Genomic DNA, 16,234 nt, shown 5'->3' on the forward strand with positions numbered 1-16,234 from the left:
TTATGGTCCGCTTATCCCTTATTTCTGATGAAAAGGCCTGACATGAAAAAATTACGCTTTGGCATTATTGGCGTGGGAAATATTGGCACCGTCCACGCCCGCTATCTGCTGGCTGGGACCGTAAAGGACGCCTGCCTGACGGCGGTCTGCGATAATAACGCCGACAAGCATGCCGCTATTCGCCAGTTGGTAGGCGATGCGGTTGCACTGTTTATCAGCGCTGAGGAGATGCTGAACAGTGGGCTTGTCGACGCGGTTATCGTCGCTACGCCGCACTATGCGCATCCGGGTTTATCGATGATGGCGATGCGTCTTGGCATTCATACGTTGTGCGAAAAACCTGCCGGGGTCTGTACCGCGCAGGTCCACGAGATGAACACCTGCGCCCGAGAATGCGATGTGGTGTTCGGCATGATGTACAACCAGCGCCCGAACCCGCTGTATCAGAAGGTGAAAGATCTGATCGACAGCGGCGAGCTGGGCGAATTGCGCCGCTCCAACTGGATAATCACCAACTGGTATCGCTCACAGAGTTACTACAACTCCGGCGGCTGGCGCGCGACATGGAAAGGCGAAGGCGGCGGCGTGCTGCTCAATCAGGACCCGCACCAGCTTGATTTGTGGCAATGGCTGGTCGGTATGCCCATACGCTTGCGCGCGTTTTGCCAGTTTGGCAAACACCGCCAGATTGAAGTAGAAGATGAGGTCACCGCCTACGCGGAATACGCCAACGGTGCAACCGGCGTGTTCATCACCACCGTCGCCGAAACCCCCGGCACCAACCGCCTCGAGATCGTCGGCGATCGCGGAAAAGTGGTGGTGGAAGAAGGCCGCCTGCGCTTCTGGCGACTGCGTGAATCCGAAACCGACTTCAACGCCCGCTGGCAAAACGGCTTTGGCGAGCCGGAGTGCTGGGAAGTGACTATCCCTACCGCACCAGAATGCAGTGAGCATCATGTCATCACCGCCAATTTCACCGCCGCGGTCCTGCGCGGCGAACCGCTCATCGCCCCTGGTCTGGAAGGCATTCGCGGCCTGACGCTGTCCAACGCCATGCATCTCTCTACCTGGACCGATGACTGGGTTGAGCTGCCAATTGACGAGCAGCGCTACGCCCGGTTGTTGCAGGCGCGTATCGACTCATCGGTCGAGAAAACCACCGCCAGCCGCACGCTGGACGCCTCCGCAAGCTGGCAGCGTTAAGGGGATGACCATGCTGAATATTGCCATTGTCGGCACCGGAAACATCTCCCATAACCACATTCAAAGCTATTTACAGTTTGCGGATCGCTGCCGGATCGTCGCGCTGGTCGACATCTGGCCGGAAAAAGCCGAAGAGAAGAAAACGCGCTACGGCCTAAGCGAAGCACGGGTCTACAACAGCCATCAGGCCATGCTGGACGCGGGTATTAATGTGGACGTTGTCGACGTCTGTACTCCGCCGTACGTCCACGCCGACATCAGCATTGATGCTCTGCACGCGGGCAAACACGTGCTGTGCGAAAAACCGATGGCCGCCTCGCTCGCAGAGTGTGATGCGATGATTGCCGCGCAGAAAGCCAGCGGAAAAATGTTATCGGTCATCGCACAAAACCGCTTTACCGATGCCTTCTGGCGCTTAAAAGCCGCCGTTGATTCCGGCCTTGCGGGCAAAATTTGCCACGCACAGGTGGACTCGTTCTGGTGGCGCGGGCATTGCTATTACGATCTGTGGTGGCGTGGCACCTGGCAGAAAGAAGGCGGCGGCTGCACGCTGAATCATGCGGTACACCACATCGATGCAATTCAGTGGATGCTCGGCTTCCCGAGCGAAGTGGTAGCGATGATGAGCAATGTCGCCCATGACAACGCGGAAGTGGAAGATCTCAGTGCGGCCATTTTCAAATATTCAGACGGCGCGCTGGCTCAGCTCACCGCATCCGTTGTGCATCATGGTGAAGATCAGAAAATCGTTATTCAGGGCGAAAAGGCGCGGATCTCCGCCCCGTGGAAGGTGTATGCCAGCCAGTCGGCGGATAACGGCTTTCCACAAGCGGACAATAATCGCGAACTGGAAGAGCAACTGGACGCGCTGTTTCATGCCATGCCTGCGCTTCAATGGACGTTGCATAGCGGACAAATCGACAACCTGCTCAGCGCTATCGAACAACAGACGCCCCCACTGGTCGACGGGGAACAGGGTAAACGTTCGCTGGAGCTGATTACCGCTATCTACAAATCCGCCATTACCCGCACGGTGGTAACGCTGCCCATCCCCAGCCACGACGATTTTTATCGTACCGGCGGCCTGATGGCAAAAGCCCCGCATTTTTATGAGAAATCCGCCTCCGTGAGCAATTTCACGGAAGTCGGTGCTATCCCTCTGGGTAAAGACTTAGATTCAGGAGCAGAGTAATGAACAAGACAGATGGAATGAACTACGCCCCGACCGGCAAACCGCAGCCGGTGGTAAAACCTGGTGAGTTTGTGATTGCCGCTGCCACGCTCGACCACGGTCATATCTACGGGATGTGCAACGGGCTGATCGAAGCCGGAGCCACCCTGAAGTGGGTGTACGACCCGGACCCGGCGAAAGTGGAGAAATTCCTGCAACAGTACCCGCAAGCGCAGGTGGCTGACTCACTGGAGACCATTCTCAACGACCGCGATGTCAGGCTGGTCGCCGGGGCGGCAATCCCCTCTGAACGCTGCCCGCTGGGACTAAAGGTGATGACGGCGGGTAAAGATTATTTCACCGACAAAGCACCGCTGACTACTCTCGAACAGCTGGAAGACGCCAAAGCCATGGTGGCCAGGACCGGGCGCAAGTACGCGGTTTACTACAGCGAGCGCCTGCACGTTGAAAGCGCAGTTTTTGCGGGCGATCTGGTCAAGCGGGGGGCAATTGGCCGGGTGATCCAGACCCTGGGCACCGGCCCGCATCGTGAAGGCAGCGGACGTCCGGACTGGTTCTACGATCGACGCTATTTCGGCGGCATTCTGTGTGATATCGGCAGCCATCAGATTGAGCAGTTCCTGTTTTACACCGACAACCTCGAGGCGCGTGTGGTCGCAAGCCAGGTGCGCAACGTTAATCATCCGCAGTATCCACAGTTTGAAGACTTTGGCGATGCGATGCTGGCGGGCGAGAACGGCGCAACGGGCTATTTCCGCTGCGACTGGTTCACGCCGGACGGCCTCAGCACCTGGGGGGACGGACGCCTGACGCTGCTGGGCACTGAGGGCTATATCGAGATCCGCAAGTATGTCGATATTACCCAAGGTGAACAGGATGTGGTGTATCTGGTTAATAAAGAGGGGGAATTCCGCTATCCGGTCGCCGGTAAGGTAGGGTTCCCGTTCTTCGGCGAGTTTATTCTCGACTGCCTGAACCGTACCGAAAACGCCATGACCCAGGCCCATGCGTTTAAAGCCGCCGAGCTGTGCGTGAAGGCGCAAATGCTCGCCAATGCGCATGCATAATGGGGGCAGCATGAAAACGTTAAATGCCGCCATTATTGGTGCCGGTGCCATCCACCGTAGTCACGTCAACGCCCTACGGCTCTTGCCGGGGGTGACGCTACGCGCGCTGGTCGACACCGACAGCGTCAACGGGCTACAGCAGGCGATGACCTATAACTGCCGCTTTTATCCCAATTACCGGGAAATGCTGCTGGATAACGACATTGACGTCGTGCATATCTGTACGCCGCATTTTGAGCATAAAAATATGATTCTCGCCGCCCTTGCTGCCGGGAAACATGTGTTTTGCGAAAAGCCGGTAGGCATGAATGGAGGGGAAGTTGCCGACATCGCTGACGCCGCAGCCTCGGCGCCGGGACTGCTGGGCGTGTGCTACCAGAACCGGCTGAATCCCACCAGCTTACGCATACGCGATGAACTGGCGAAAAATACGCTTGGTAAAATGCTCAGCATGAAAGCCGTGCTGACCTGGTCACGCTCCGGGGCGTACTACAGCGACAGTCCGTGGCGCGGGCGTTTTGCCCGCGAAGGCGGCAGTTTGCTGATTAATCAGGCCATTCATACTCTCGATCTGATGCAGTGGTTCGCCGGGGGCGTCACACGCTTAAAAGGCGTGGTGGATAGCAGCGAACTGGCAGCGGTGACGGAAGCAGAAGACAGCGCGATGGCAACGCTGCATTTTGCCAACGGTGCACGTGGCCTGTTTTACGCCAGCAACTGCAATACACTCGATTCTCCGCTGTTGCTGGAGATCCACTGTGAAAACGGCATGCTTCAGCTAACTGACAACGCGCTATGGCGCGTCACAAAGGACCAGCGCCTGAAGCTGGATAGCGATGGTTCACCAGACGGCAGCGCCAAAAGCTACTGGGGTCTTGGTCACCAACTGGCCATTAGCCAGTTCTATCATGCTATTACCCATCGCGGTCAGACAGAATATATCGATATCCATCAAGCCCAAAAATCGCTGTTGATGGTGGACGCTATTTATCGTTCATCTCTGACGCGACAATGGATAAATATTAATAATTAAAATTCATTAAGCATTCCATAAGTAAATAAATAAGCCGGGTAATACCGGCATACAGATACCCTATACACAAAATCATTCAAGATGCTTTAAGGCGGCAAGTCTGGTAACGCCCAGGCGCTTACATAAATAAGTGACTGGGGTGAGCAGGCGTAGCCAACAAAGAGGCTGCTTGAAGGATGACGTATATATACACTGGAAAAATAATTATGGTTAAACCAACTGAACGCAGAGTCGGTTATGGTGTAGCAATTGGCTACGGCATCACTGATTTATTTGGCGGCGGGGCTTTCGCTATTATCGGCACCTGGCTGTTATTTTTTTACACTACCTATTGCGGTTTAAGCGTCCTGGAGGCAGGTTCCATATTTGCTATTGCCCGCGTGATTGATGCTTTACTCAGCCCGATTATGGGCTACGTCACCGATAATTTTGGCAATACCTGGCTTGGGCGGAAATTTGGCCGTCGCCGCTTCTTTTTATTACTCAGTTCGCCGCTCATGTTTCTCTATGCCCTGCTGTGGCTGACCGATATGGGTTACTGGTATTACCTGGGAACCTATTTGTCGATTGAATTGCTGTCGGCCATGGTACTGGTACCGTGGGAAACCCTGGCAGCAGAGATGACAAACCGTTACGAAGAGCGCAGCCGCCTTTCCGGCGTGCGCATGATCTGCTCGCAGCTCGGCGGCTTTCTGGCCGTCTCGGTTCCCGGCATTCTGATGCAGTTTACGGGCAAAGATAATCCGTTTACCTACACCCTGACCGGGATTATCTTTTCCGTCGTTTTCTGTATCGCCGTGTTTATTACCTGGCGCTGCACATGGGAGGCCAAAGATGTGCAAGAGGAGACATTTAAAACGGACCTTCAGCGCAGCAGCGGATTGTTCAATCATCTGAAGTACCTGGTACTCGATCTCTTCTCCTCGTTCAAAATTCGCGCTTTTCGTTTGCATATTATTATTTATATTTTCTCTTTCACCGCGATGGATGTATTCGGTTCAGTATTTACCTTTTACGTTATCTATTGTTTGAATCAGGATGCTGCATCGGTTTCCGGCTGGTTAAGCATTGCCGCGTTTGCGTCGGTGTTTGGCACCTATGGTTTTATGCTATTACTGAATAAACTCAATATTACGCCGTCCGCGGCGCTGCGACTCTCTTATAGCTGTATATTTGCGGTGCTGGCATTTTTATTTATTATCTATTACACCCAAACTCAGGTCTCCAACGTGTTGTTCTCCGCCGTCTTTATTCTGCTCGGCATAGCGCGCTCGGGTCTCTATTATATTCCGTGGAATATTTACAGTTTTATCCCCGATATCGACGAGATGGTGACCCAACAGCGGCGCGAAGGCATTTTTGCGGGCGTAATGGTACTCACCCGCAAAAGTACCGTGGCTATCGCTATCCTGCTGATCGGCATGGTGCTGGAGGAGTCGGGTTTTGTGAAAGGCAGCGGCGCCCAGCCTGCAATGGCGCTGCACGCCATTATCGGCTTGATGATCTTTGCTACCACCGCGCTGCTGGCCGTCAGTTTCTACACCACCTACAAATTCAAGCTCACGCGTGAGACGCATAAATTGCTGCTCAAAGAGATAGCCCGCCGCAAGCTGGGAGGCAACTATCGCGACTGCGATGAGGAAACACGGGTGGTGATAAAGCAGCTCACCGGCTACGAGTACGATGAAGTCTGGGGTGGCAGTGCAACGCAGCGGGCCACGGGGCGCGTCAGTCTTTCAGAAGCAGAATAAGGAGCGCATCATGTATAAACCCTGGAGCAAAACGCAAGCACAGCGCTGGCATCAGCAGCAACCCTGGGGCTGTGGTTTTAACTATTTACCACGTACAGCGGTCAACTGGCTCGACATGTGGCAAGCCGAGAGTTTCGATATCCACACCATCGAACAGGAACTTCGCTGGGCCAGCCAGTACGGCTATAACCAGTTGCGAACGAACTTACCGTTTACCGTCTGGCAGCATGACCGCGATGGCCTGATTGGCCGTATCGACACCTTTCTAAGCATTGCACACGCCCACGGTATCAAGGTGATGTTGACGCTGCTCGACGACTGCGCCTTTTCCGGCGATGAACCGTTTATCGGCCTGCAAAAAGCCCCGGTTCCCGGCGTGCATAATAGCCAGGCGGCGGGCAGTCCGGGACGGGCCTGCGTAATGGACAGAACCTGCTGGCCGCACATTGAAGCCTACGTTCGCGATATCATTCGATACTATCGTCATGACTCGCGCATCTGCGTCTGGGATCTCTACAATGAGCCCGGCAATGGCGGGATTTTCTGTAGCACAGGTGAATTTGCCCGTTACGACGACCGGCTGGAAATTTACGCCTTGACCCTGCTAACCCACCTGTTTAGCTGGGCGCGACAGGAGTCGCCGTCTCAGCCCCTAACCGTCGCCGCCTGGCATATTGACGATCGCGCAGCATGCGGGAACGCCTTTACCCATCCGATAGATGTTGCCGCACTGCGACTTTCAGATGTCATTAGCTACCATGCGTATGTTGATACCCCAGGCCAACTGTCTCTTTTGTCACAGCTCGCTGAGTTTGGCAGACCGGTTTTCTGTACCGAATGGCTGGCCCGCCACGTTGGTAGCCGAATAGAAGAACAGCTGCCGCTGTTTAACGCGCAGCGCGTTTCCAGCTATCACTGGGGGCTGGTGCAGGGCAAAACGCAAACCTGGCTACCGTGGCCGGATATCGCGCTCAACGACAAGACCGCACAGCTATGGTTTCATGATGTCCTGAAGCCAGACGGTTCACCCTATTGCGAACAAGAGATGCAGACCGTACGCCGGATTAACGCCGTTGGATAAGCCGCAATAATCCCCCTCTGGCGACTTTACAGTACCTTACGCTATACTAGCTTCTGAATTTACCGGCTCACTTCCACGAGCCGGTCTTTAGTTTGAATTCAATATAGATTCATACGGATTTATCCATTTCCCTTCCGAGGATCTGGCCTTAACGGCTGGATAAGATATGTTAAACAGTATTTTAGTCATTCTCTGCCTGATCGCCGTGAGTGCGTTTTTCTCGATATCCGAGATCTCGCTTGCCGCATCACGCAAAATTAAACTTAAGCTGCTTGCCGATGAAGGCAACATTAATGCGCAACGCGTAATGAAGATGCAGGAAAACCCCGGCATGTTCTTCACGGTGGTGCAAATTGGCCTTAACGCCGTCGCCATTCTTGGCGGTATCGTGGGTGATGCGGCATTTTCCCCGGTCTTTTACGGCCTTTTCTCAAAGTACTTTGCTCCAGAACTGTCCGAACAACTGAGCTTTATTTTGTCGTTCTCGCTAGTAACGGGTCTGTTCATCCTGTTCGCGGATTTAACCCCGAAACGCATCGGTATGATTGCGCCAGAAACTGTGGCTTTGCGCATCATCAACCCGATGCGCTTCTGTTTAATGGTGTTCCGTCCGCTGGTGTGGTTCTTCAATGGGCTGGCAAACAGTATTTTCCGGCTGTTCAAGATCCCAATGGTGCGTAAAGATGACATCACCTCCGATGATATCTATGCCGTATTTGAAGCCGGTGCGCTGGCGGGTGTCTTGCGTAAGCAGGAGCATGAGCTGATCGAAAACGTGTTCGAACTGGAATCCCGTACCGTACCGTCATCCATGACCTCACGTGAGAACGTCATCTGGTTCGATCTGCACGAAGATGAGCAGAGCCTGAAGAACAAAGTGGCGGAACATCCACATTCCAAGTTTCTGGTGTGTAACGAAGATATCGATCACATCATCGGCTACGTGGACTCCAAAGATCTGCTGAACCGTGTGCTGGCCAACCAAAGCATGGCGCTGAACAGCGGCGTGCAGATCCGCAATACGCTGATCGTCCCAGATACCCTGACGCTGTCTGAGGCGCTGGAAAGCTTCAAAGCCGCAGGCGAAGACTTTGCCGTTATCATGAACGAGTACGCGCTGGTGGTGGGCATTATCACACTGAACGACGTGATGACCACGCTGATGGGTGACTTAGTCGGTCAGGGTCTGGAAGAACAGATTGTGGCGCGTGACGAGAACTCCTGGCTTATCGACGGCGGTACGCCCATTGATGACGTGATGCGCGTACTGGATATCGACGAGTTTCCGCAGTCCGGCAACTATGAAACCATCGGTGGTTTTATGATGTTTATGCTGCGTAAAATCCCGAAACGTACCGACTCAGTGAAGTACTCAGGCTATAAATTCGAAGTGGTGGACATCGATAACTACAAGATCGATCAGCTGCTGGTGACGCGTCTGGACAGCAAACCCACCGTTCTGGTGCCAAAGCTGCCGGATGCGAAAGAAGACGGCGCGGCATAAGTTTGCCGACCTGAAAACATCAACGGCTCCTGTTACAGGAGCCGTTTTTTTATAGACTACTTAAACTACCGCATAGCACTTTGATCAAGCCATCTCAGTTTGCAGACGCAAGACCTGACGGTTAACTTCGGACATAACAGAAAAATGCAGTTTGTCCTTCACTTTTGGGATAAGAATCTTACCCTTATCAAATTCAAAAGCGCCTACGTCCTTGATATATAACCGTCCACGAAACAGGATCTTCACGTACTTCGCCACCTGCAGCGGGTTGTACCGTTGGAAAATTTTCATTGTTGTCTCCTGCTGAGCATTACGCCTTTGCGGTACCACAATCGGTCCGACAATCCTCAGGCGCAAATTTTAATGCCATATGACTATAGACTATCTCTACGTTGTTTCCAGCGTGTATAAGTTTATTTACCTTCAGGTTACAATTATTCAGAATTATCTTTTCAACGTTTCGCTGTCCTCAGTATAAGCCTTCATTTTTCACAGGATTTGTGCGCTCGTCCGCAAACTGGCATTGCGCTTGCGGGAAAAAGCATCAATCGCACATATGCTTAAACTCCACACCCAAGTGGTCGGATCACCTGCAAAATAAGAAAGAAGGAAACACCATGACCTTACAAAAACTGCTGGCACTGTCGTGCCTGTTGCTGCCGATGATGGCCTCTGCCCATAAATTTGAAACCAACCAGCGTGTGCCGCCGGTCGGGATCGCCGATCGCGGCGAACTGATTCTTGATAACGATAAGTTTAGCTACAAAAGCTGGAATAGCGCGCAGTTGCCGGGGAAAGTTCGCATTGTGCAACACATCGCCGGACGCACCTCGGCAAAAGAGAAAAACGCCACATTGATTGAGGCCATCAAAGCGGCGAATCTGCCACACGATAAGTATCAGACCACCACCATCGTTAACACGGATGATGCCATTCCCGGCTCCGGCATGTTTGTACGCAGCAGCCTTGAGAGCAACAAGAAGCTTTACCCGTGGTCACAGTTTATTGTCGACAGCAACGGCATCGCGCGTAAAACCTGGCAACTGGACGAAGAGAGCTCAGCCATCGCGGTCCTCGACAAAGACGGTCGCGTTCAGTGGGCGAAAGACGGGGCGTTAACGCAGGAAGAGGTGCAGCAGGTTATCGCCCTGCTGCACAAATTGCTCAGTAAATAGAGACCCGGAAGCCGGGGTTAAGGAACGATTCACGCGGGGTGTAATCCAACGGTTTACCCTGCCAGTCGTGAACGTGCGCTCCGGCTGCCGCGGCAACGGCGTGGCCTGCTGCGGTGTCCCAGACGTTGGTCGGCCCAAAACGCGGGTACAGCTGTGCCTGCCCTTCTGCCACCAGGCAGAACTTCAGCGATGAGCCAATCGACGTGGTCTGGTGCTCACCGAGCTGTTGCAGATACTCTTTTAGCTCGTTGTCGGCATGCGAACGGCTTATCACCACCAGCGGTGGACGCGCGTCGCGCACCTGGATTTGTTTGTGCACGCCGCACTCTTCTTTCCAGGCTTTACCTTCGGCCGCGCTGTACATCACCTTCATTACCGGGGCATATACCACGCCCAGTACCGGTTTTCCTTTCTCGATCAGCGCGATATTAACGGTAAATTCACCGTTACGTTTGATGAACTCCTTGGTACCATCCAACGGATCAACCAGCCAGTAACGCTGCCAGTGCTGGCGGATATCCCAGCCCGGCGGGTCCTCTTCTGACAACACCGGAATATCCGGCGTCAGCGCCTGTAATCCTGCAAGGATCACCGTGTGCGCGGCAATATCCGCCGCCGTGACCGGAGAATCATCCTGCTTGCTGGTGATTTCTATCGGTTTGATTCCATCGTAGACCTGCATAATGGCATCGCCCGCGTTCCGTGCAAGCTGGCATACATGTTCTAGCATTCTCCACCTCATTTATAGCAGCGGTGTTAACTCGTTGTTTTACTTATACCCGATCGTCAGAGGATCCGCCAACTGTGATAGCGCCTGCGGTTTTAAACGCTCTATTCATGGCATGATTCACACTTCTGTAAGCAATAAGCTGTATATACATTTTCTTTTGTGGCCTGGTTCTAAAAAGGATGCCCTCTGATGATTAAGTTTAGTGCAACGCTTCTGGCCACGCTGATAGCGGCCAGCGTGAATGCCTCAACCGTCGATCTGCGCATAATGGAAACCACTGATTTGCATAGCAATATGATGGATTTCGATTATTACAAAGATACGCCAACGGAAAAATTTGGCCTGGTACGTACGGCAAGTCTGATCAATGCCGCCAGAAATGAAGTCAAAAACAGCGTACTGGTCGATAACGGCGATCTGATTCAGGGCAGCCCGCTAGGAGATTACATGGCGGCGAAAGGGCTGAAAGCCGGCGAAACGCACCCGGTTTATAAGGCGCTGAATACGCTGGATTACGCGGTCGGCAACCTCGGCAACCATGAATTTAACTACGGTCTGGAGTATCTGCATAAGGCGCTCGCAGGCGCGAAGTTCCCTTACGTTAACGCCAATATCATCGACGTTAAAACCAAAAAACCGCTTTTTACCCCTTATTTGATTAAAGACACCGAGGTGGTCGACAAAGAGGGTCACAAGCAGACGCTGAAAATTGGCTACATCGGTTTTGTGCCACCGCAAATCATGACCTGGGATAAAGCCAATCTCAGCGGCAAAGTGACAGTGAATGACATCACCGAAACCGCACGTCAATACGTACCGGAAATGCGGGCCAAGGGCGCGGATGTGGTCGTCGTGGTGGCTCACTCGGGCCTTTCTGCCGACCCGTATCAGGCTATGGCGGAGAACTCGGTTTATTACCTCAGCGAAGTACCGGGTGTTGATGCCATCATGTTTGGTCATGCTCACGCCGTGTTCCCAGGGAAAGACTTTGCCAACATCAAAGGCGCAGATATCGCTAAAGGTACCCTGAATGGCGTTCCGGCAGTAATGCCAGGCATGTGGGGCGATCATCTGGGCGTGGTGGATTTGGTGCTGAATAACGACAGCGGGAAATGGCAGGTCACCCAGGCGAAAGCTGAAGCCCGCCCGATTTATGATGCGGCGGCAAAAAAATCCCTGGCCGCTGAAGACACGAAAATTGTTGAGATCCTGAAAGCCGACCACGACGCCACGCGCGAATTCGTCAGCAAACCAATCGGTAAATCGGCCGATAACATGTACAGCTATCTGGCACTGGTGCAGGACGATCCAACCGTGCAGGTGGTGAACAACGCGCAAAAAGCTTACGTTGAACGCTTTATTCAGGGCGATCCGGATCTGGCGAAACTGCCGGTACTTTCCGCCGCCGCACCGTTTAAGGTGGGCGGCCGTAAGAACGATCCGGCCAGCTTTGTTGAGGTGGAAAAAGGCCAGCTCACCTTCCGCAACGCCGCCGATCTGTACCTCTATCCCAACACGCTGGTAGTGGTAAAAGCCAGCGGTAAAGAGGTGAAAGAGTGGCTGGAATGTTCCGCAGGACAGTTTAATCAGATTGATATTCACAGCAGCAAACCGCAGTCGCTGATCAACTGGGATGGCTTTCGTACCTATAACTTCGACGTGATCGACGGCGTAGACTATCAGATTGATGTGTCACAACCCGCCCGCTACGACGGCGAATGCCAGACGATCAACCCGCAGGCAGAGCGTATTAAGCATCTGACCTTTAACGGTAAACCTATCGACCCGGACGCTACCTTCCTGGTAGCAACCAATAACTATCGCGCCTACGGCGGTAAGTTTGCCGGTACCGGCGACAGCCATATCGCCTTTGCCTCACCGGATGAAAACCGCTCGGTGCTGGCCGCATGGATAGGGGCCGAGACGAAGCGTGCCGGTGAAATTCACCCGGCGGCGGATAATAACTGGCGTCTGGCGCCGATCCACAGCGAGACGAAGCTGGATATTCGTTTTGAAACCTCGCCGTCCGATAAAGCCGCCGCGTTTATCAAAGAAAAAGGACAGTATCCACTGCAAAAAGTCGCCACCGACGATATCGGTTTTGCGATTTATCAGCTGGATTTGAGTAAGTAATTTTAGTGCCGGATGCGACACAATAGCGTCTTATCCGGCCTACGCATGAAGCCGACTTGTAGGCCGGATAAGCGCAGCGCCATCCGGCACATCGTTCACCCCGGGATCCGCTGCGCCAAAACCTGAGGTAAATTCATTTCGATCCAGTCCGCCAGTGCGGCGACTTTATCACTCACCTGCTCACCCAACGGCGTCAGACTGTATTCCACATGCGGCGGTACCACCGGATACGATACCCGGTTGATAAACCCGTCTTGCTCCAACGCCTGTAAGGATTGCGCCAGCATCTTTTCACTGACACCGCCCATCTTACGGCGCAGATCGCTAAAACGGTGCGTGCCGTCGCGCAGCGCCACCAGAATCAATACTCCCCAACGGCTGGTAACGTGTTTTAACACCTCGCGGGAAGGACACTGTTCAGCAAATAAGTTGCCGTCGCGCAGTTGCTGAGAAAGCGTCGAATCTGTCATTTTCATACTTACCTTTTTGTGCGTACTTACTAAAAGTAAGTTTAGGTGTTAGCGTGAGTCAACACAAGACAAAAACCTGGAGTTCCTCATGATTGCGATTACCGGCGCCACTGGCCAACTGGGCCAACACGTTATTGAAAACCTGCTGAAAACCGTTCCCGCCAGCCAGATTGTGGCGATTGTGCGTAACCCAGCGAAAGCCGCTACCCTCAGCCTGCAGGGTATTACCGTCCGCCAGGCGGATTACACCGACGAAGCCGCCTTTACCACCGCGTTGCAAGGCATCGACAAACTGCTGCTGATCTCCTCAAGCGAAGTCGGACAGCGTACTCCACAGCACCGCAACGTGATCAATGCGGCGAAATCTGCACGTGTGAAATTCATCGCCTACACCAGCCTGCTGCATGCCGATACCTCCCCGCTGGGGCTGGCAGATGAACACGTGGCAACCGAGAAGATGCTGGCAGAATCCGGCCTCGATGTCGCGCTGCTGCGTAACGGCTGGTACAGCGAAAACTATCTCGCCAGCGCCCCCGCCGCCCTCGAGCACGGCGTGTTTATTGGTGCCGCCGGAGACGGCAAAATCGCCGCCGCCACCCGCGCGGACTACGCTGCTGCTGCCGCGCGCGTCATCAGTGAAGAAGGCCATGCCGGGAAAATCTACGAGCTGGCGGGAGATGAAGGCTGGACGCTGAGCCAGTTGGCCGCCGAACTGGCTCAACAGAGCGGTAAAAAAGTGGTGTATCAGAACCTTAGCGAGGCCGATTTTGCCGCCGCGCTGAAAGGGTTTGGCCTGCCTGCCGGACTGGCAGAAATGTTGGCCGACTCTGATATCGGTGCCTCAAAAGGCGGGCTGTTTGACGACAGCCATACGCTGAGCACACTGATTAAACGCCCGACCACATCGCTGGCGGAGAGCGTCAGCGGCATCGTATAACTGTTAAAATTTGGTTAATTACGGTGGCATCCCCGCGCATCCTCTCTGATAATGATAAGACGATGTGTGGGGAGAGATAACGTGCAGGGTGTACCTGAGCAGTTTATTGATGAGAAAGACAGCGCCCGTTTTCGCCATCTGGCGCAGATACCGGGCGTTGAGCTGTATCATGCGCATATCTCGCGTTACGCGTTTGAGCCTCATACCCACGAAGCGTTTGGCATTGGCGCGATCGAAGCCGGCGCCGAGCGTTTTCGCTATCGTGGCACCCAGTACGTGGCACCGGCCCATTCCGTCGTGACCATGAATCCCGATGAGCTGCACACCGGCGAGGCTGAAACCGCCGACGGCTGGCGCTACCGGATGATTTATCTCGACCCCTCTCTTCTGCAAGAGGTCACCGGGATCCGCCACTGGTGGTTCCATGATGTGACGCGCCACGATCCCCACCGTTCACGCCAGATCTGTTCGCTGATCCACGGGATGTGGAACACCGAGGATCCGCTGGCACAAAAAGGATTGCTGCTCGATCTGATCGACACCTTCCAGCCACTGGCTCGTCATGCGCCGGTGTCGCGGGAAGGCGCGCATCGCTTTGATCGCGTGCGCGAATATCTGCATGATAACTACATGCACCCGGTTACGCTCGACGAACTGGCTCGCGTGGCTGCGCTCAGCCCCTGGCATTTTCAGCGCCAGTTCAAACTGCACTTTCACGTCACCCCGCATCAGATGCTCATGGCTGTTCGCCTGTGGCGCGCCAAAGATTTTCTCACGCGCGGTATGCCCGCCGCCGACGTTGCTGCGGCAACCGGCCTGACCGACCAGTCGCACCTCACCCGCGCGTTTACCCATCGCTACGGTATTACGCCTGTGCGTTATCAGAAGCAGGTTTATTCGCGCTAATGCGCAATCTCATACAATACAGCGGTGTTTTCCCTGCCTACACTCGGCGCAATGTTCAATGATGTGGATGTCAAAATGATTAGCGGTGTGTTGTACGCCCTGCTGGCGGGGTTGATGTGGGGGCTGATTTTTGTCGGGCCGTTGATCGTGCCGGAATACCCGGCGGTATTACAGTCGATGGGGCGCTACCTGGCGCTGGGGCTGATTGCCCTGCCGCTGGCCTGGCTGGGTCGCGGACGTCTGCGTCAGCTATCGCGCAAGGACTGGAAAACCGCGCTGGCTCTGACGATGATGGGCAACCTGATTTATTATGTTTGTCTGGCCAGCGCCATTCAGCGCACCGGTGCGCCGGTCTCGACGATGATCATCGGCACGTTACCGGTAGTGATCCCGGTCTTCGCCAATCTGCTCTATAGCCAGCGTGACGGTAAATTATCCTGGTGGCGTTTGGCCCCGGCGCTGGTGCTGATCGGCATTGGCCTGCTGTGCGTGAATATTTCTGAGTTGAATCAGGGGTTACCTGATTTTAGCGGCTGGCGCTACGGGTCGGGTATCGCCCTGGCACTGGTTTCCGTGGTGTGCTGGGCATGGTATGCGCTGCGTAATGCCCGCTGGCTGCGTGAAAACCCCGATAAGCATCCGATGATGTGGGCCACAGCCCAGGCACTGGTGACGCTGCCCGTTTCTCTGCTCGGTTACATTGCGGCCTGCCTGTGGCTGAACGGGCAAACGCCGGACTTCTCCCTGCCCTTCGGCCCGCGTCCAGGCGTATTTATCGGCCTGATGGTCGCCATTGCGGTGCTGTGTTCGTGGGTGGGGGCATTGTGCTGGAACATCGCCAGCCAAAAGCTGCCAACGGTGATCCTCGGGCCGTTGATTGTATTCGAGACGCTGGCGGGACTGCTGTATACCTTTATCTTGCGCCATGAAATGCCGTCGGCGCTGACGATTAGCGGCATCGCGTTATTGGTTATCGGTGTGGTGGTGGCCGTCAGAGCCAAGCCGGAGAAACCGAGCGTCGTCGTGGTTCCACAATCATAATGTGCCGAATG

Annotated in this window: 15 protein-coding genes; 12 read left to right on the forward strand and 3 right to left on the reverse strand. The window is 54.3% G+C overall.

The window, feature by feature from the left end:
* Positions 1 to 42: 42 nt before the first annotated feature.
* The 7 genes from IB214_RS21460 to IB214_RS21490 all read left to right on the forward strand — a co-directional run bounded on the left by IB214_RS21460 (position 43) and on the right by IB214_RS21490 (position 8,831).
* Complete coding sequence (locus IB214_RS21460; protein ID WP_117342414.1) at positions 43 to 1,203, forward strand: Gfo/Idh/MocA family oxidoreductase; 1,161 nt, start codon at positions 43 to 45, stop codon at positions 1,201 to 1,203.
* 10 nt (positions 1,204 to 1,213) lie between these two features.
* A complete protein-coding gene (locus IB214_RS21465; RefSeq protein WP_117342415.1) occupies positions 1,214 to 2,395 on the forward strand; it encodes a Gfo/Idh/MocA family oxidoreductase in 1,182 nt (393 codons plus the stop codon).
* Positions 2,395 to 3,462 carry a Gfo/Idh/MocA family oxidoreductase gene (locus tag IB214_RS21470; RefSeq protein ID WP_117342416.1) on the forward strand — a complete coding sequence of 356 codons (1,068 nt, stop codon included), beginning with the start codon at positions 2,395 to 2,397 and terminating at the stop codon, positions 3,460 to 3,462. Before IB214_RS21465 ends, IB214_RS21470 begins: the two co-directional genes overlap by 1 nt.
* 10 nt (positions 3,463 to 3,472) lie before the next feature.
* Positions 3,473 to 4,495, forward strand: coding sequence for a Gfo/Idh/MocA family oxidoreductase (locus IB214_RS21475; RefSeq protein ID WP_117342441.1), 1,023 nt, complete (start codon positions 3,473 to 3,475; stop codon positions 4,493 to 4,495).
* A gap of 206 nt (positions 4,496 to 4,701) precedes the next feature.
* Positions 4,702 to 6,246, forward strand: a complete 1,545-nt coding sequence (locus IB214_RS21480) for an MFS transporter (protein WP_117342417.1) — start codon at positions 4,702 to 4,704, stop codon at positions 6,244 to 6,246.
* Positions 6,247 to 6,256: 10 nt separating this feature from the next.
* Positions 6,257 to 7,327: a 1,4-beta-xylanase gene (locus IB214_RS21485; RefSeq protein WP_117342418.1), complete on the forward strand. Its 1,071-nt coding sequence runs from the start codon at positions 6,257 to 6,259 to the stop codon at positions 7,325 to 7,327.
* 166 nt (positions 7,328 to 7,493) lie between these two features.
* Positions 7,494 to 8,831: a hemolysin family protein gene (locus IB214_RS21490; RefSeq protein WP_096758548.1), complete on the forward strand. Its 1,338-nt coding sequence runs from the start codon at positions 7,494 to 7,496 to the stop codon at positions 8,829 to 8,831.
* An 84-nt stretch (positions 8,832 to 8,915) separates the two neighbouring features.
* Here IB214_RS21490 and IB214_RS21495 read toward each other — a convergent pair whose 3' ends face one another.
* Complete coding sequence (locus IB214_RS21495; protein ID WP_003025710.1) at positions 8,916 to 9,122, reverse strand: DUF1107 domain-containing protein; 207 nt, start codon at positions 9,120 to 9,122, stop codon at positions 8,916 to 8,918.
* A gap of 326 nt (positions 9,123 to 9,448) precedes the next feature.
* Here IB214_RS21495 and IB214_RS21500 point away from each other — a divergent pair, with 326 nt between their 5' ends.
* Positions 9,449 to 10,006, forward strand: a complete 558-nt coding sequence (locus IB214_RS21500; protein ID WP_096758549.1) for a YtfJ family protein — start codon at positions 9,449 to 9,451, stop codon at positions 10,004 to 10,006.
* On the opposite strand, the gene cysQ is transcribed toward IB214_RS21500, so the two are convergent.
* The gene (gene cysQ, locus IB214_RS21505) at positions 9,996 to 10,736 is read right to left on the reverse strand and encodes a 3'(2'),5'-bisphosphate nucleotidase CysQ (RefSeq protein WP_115259599.1); all 741 of its coding nucleotides are present in this window, start codon (positions 10,734 to 10,736) and stop codon (positions 9,996 to 9,998) included. The genes IB214_RS21500 and cysQ overlap by 11 nt on opposite strands.
* A gap of 189 nt (positions 10,737 to 10,925) precedes the next feature.
* Between cysQ and cpdB the strand changes: the two genes are divergently transcribed.
* Positions 10,926 to 12,869, forward strand: coding sequence for a 2',3'-cyclic-nucleotide 2'-phosphodiesterase (cpdB, locus tag IB214_RS21510; protein ID WP_117342419.1), 1,944 nt, complete (start codon positions 10,926 to 10,928; stop codon positions 12,867 to 12,869).
* 95 nt (positions 12,870 to 12,964) lie between these two features.
* Here cpdB and IB214_RS21515 read toward each other — a convergent pair whose 3' ends face one another.
* A complete protein-coding gene (locus IB214_RS21515) occupies positions 12,965 to 13,339 on the reverse strand; it encodes a helix-turn-helix domain-containing protein (protein WP_115260000.1) in 375 nt (124 codons plus the stop codon).
* 88 nt (positions 13,340 to 13,427) lie between these two features.
* Between IB214_RS21515 and IB214_RS21520 the strand changes: the two genes are divergently transcribed.
* The 3 genes from IB214_RS21520 (at position 13,428) to IB214_RS21530 (ending at position 16,223) form a co-directional block, all read left to right on the forward strand.
* On the forward strand, positions 13,428 to 14,276 hold the full coding sequence (locus IB214_RS21520; protein WP_117342420.1) for an SDR family oxidoreductase: 849 nt from the start codon (positions 13,428 to 13,430) through the stop codon (positions 14,274 to 14,276).
* An 81-nt stretch (positions 14,277 to 14,357) separates the two neighbouring features.
* Complete coding sequence (locus IB214_RS21525; protein ID WP_096758553.1) at positions 14,358 to 15,182, forward strand: AraC family transcriptional regulator; 825 nt, start codon at positions 14,358 to 14,360, stop codon at positions 15,180 to 15,182.
* A 75-nt stretch (positions 15,183 to 15,257) separates the two neighbouring features.
* Positions 15,258 to 16,223 (forward strand): DMT family transporter, encoded by a 966-nt coding sequence (locus IB214_RS21530; protein ID WP_117342442.1) that lies wholly within the window; start codon positions 15,258 to 15,260, stop codon positions 16,221 to 16,223.
* Positions 16,224 to 16,234 lie beyond the last annotated feature (11 nt).

Source organism: Citrobacter sp. C1, from assembly GCF_014596895.2.
Classification (GTDB): domain Bacteria; phylum Pseudomonadota; class Gammaproteobacteria; order Enterobacterales; family Enterobacteriaceae; genus Citrobacter; species Citrobacter gillenii.

Excerpts from the sequence above, each read along its gene's own strand:
- IB214_RS21500 (WP_096758549.1), top strand. The coding sequence starts at position 9,449 with ATGACCTTACAAAAACTGCTGGCACTGTCGTGCCTGTTGCTGCCGATG.
- IB214_RS21465 (WP_117342415.1), top strand. The coding sequence starts at position 1,214 with ATGCTGAATATTGCCATTGTCGGCACCGGAAACATCTCCCATAACCAC.
- cysQ (WP_115259599.1), bottom strand. The coding sequence starts at position 10,736 with ATGCTAGAACATGTATGCCAGCTTGCACGGAACGCGGGCGATGCCATT.
- IB214_RS21460 (WP_117342414.1), top strand. The coding sequence starts at position 43 with ATGAAAAAATTACGCTTTGGCATTATTGGCGTGGGAAATATTGGCACC.
- IB214_RS21490 (WP_096758548.1), top strand. The coding sequence starts at position 7,494 with ATGTTAAACAGTATTTTAGTCATTCTCTGCCTGATCGCCGTGAGTGCG.
- cpdB (WP_117342419.1), top strand. The coding sequence starts at position 10,926 with ATGATTAAGTTTAGTGCAACGCTTCTGGCCACGCTGATAGCGGCCAGC.
- IB214_RS21495 (WP_003025710.1), bottom strand. The coding sequence starts at position 9,122 with ATGAAAATTTTCCAACGGTACAACCCGCTGCAGGTGGCGAAGTACGTG.
- IB214_RS21485 (WP_117342418.1), top strand. The coding sequence starts at position 6,257 with ATGTATAAACCCTGGAGCAAAACGCAAGCACAGCGCTGGCATCAGCAG.
- IB214_RS21515 (WP_115260000.1), bottom strand. The coding sequence starts at position 13,339 with ATGACAGATTCGACGCTTTCTCAGCAACTGCGCGACGGCAACTTATTT.
- IB214_RS21530 (WP_117342442.1), top strand. The coding sequence starts at position 15,258 with ATGATTAGCGGTGTGTTGTACGCCCTGCTGGCGGGGTTGATGTGGGGG.
- IB214_RS21470 (WP_117342416.1), top strand. The coding sequence starts at position 2,395 with ATGAACAAGACAGATGGAATGAACTACGCCCCGACCGGCAAACCGCAG.
- IB214_RS21475 (WP_117342441.1), top strand. The coding sequence starts at position 3,473 with ATGAAAACGTTAAATGCCGCCATTATTGGTGCCGGTGCCATCCACCGT.
- IB214_RS21480 (WP_117342417.1), top strand. The coding sequence starts at position 4,702 with ATGGTTAAACCAACTGAACGCAGAGTCGGTTATGGTGTAGCAATTGGC.
- IB214_RS21520 (WP_117342420.1), top strand. The coding sequence starts at position 13,428 with ATGATTGCGATTACCGGCGCCACTGGCCAACTGGGCCAACACGTTATT.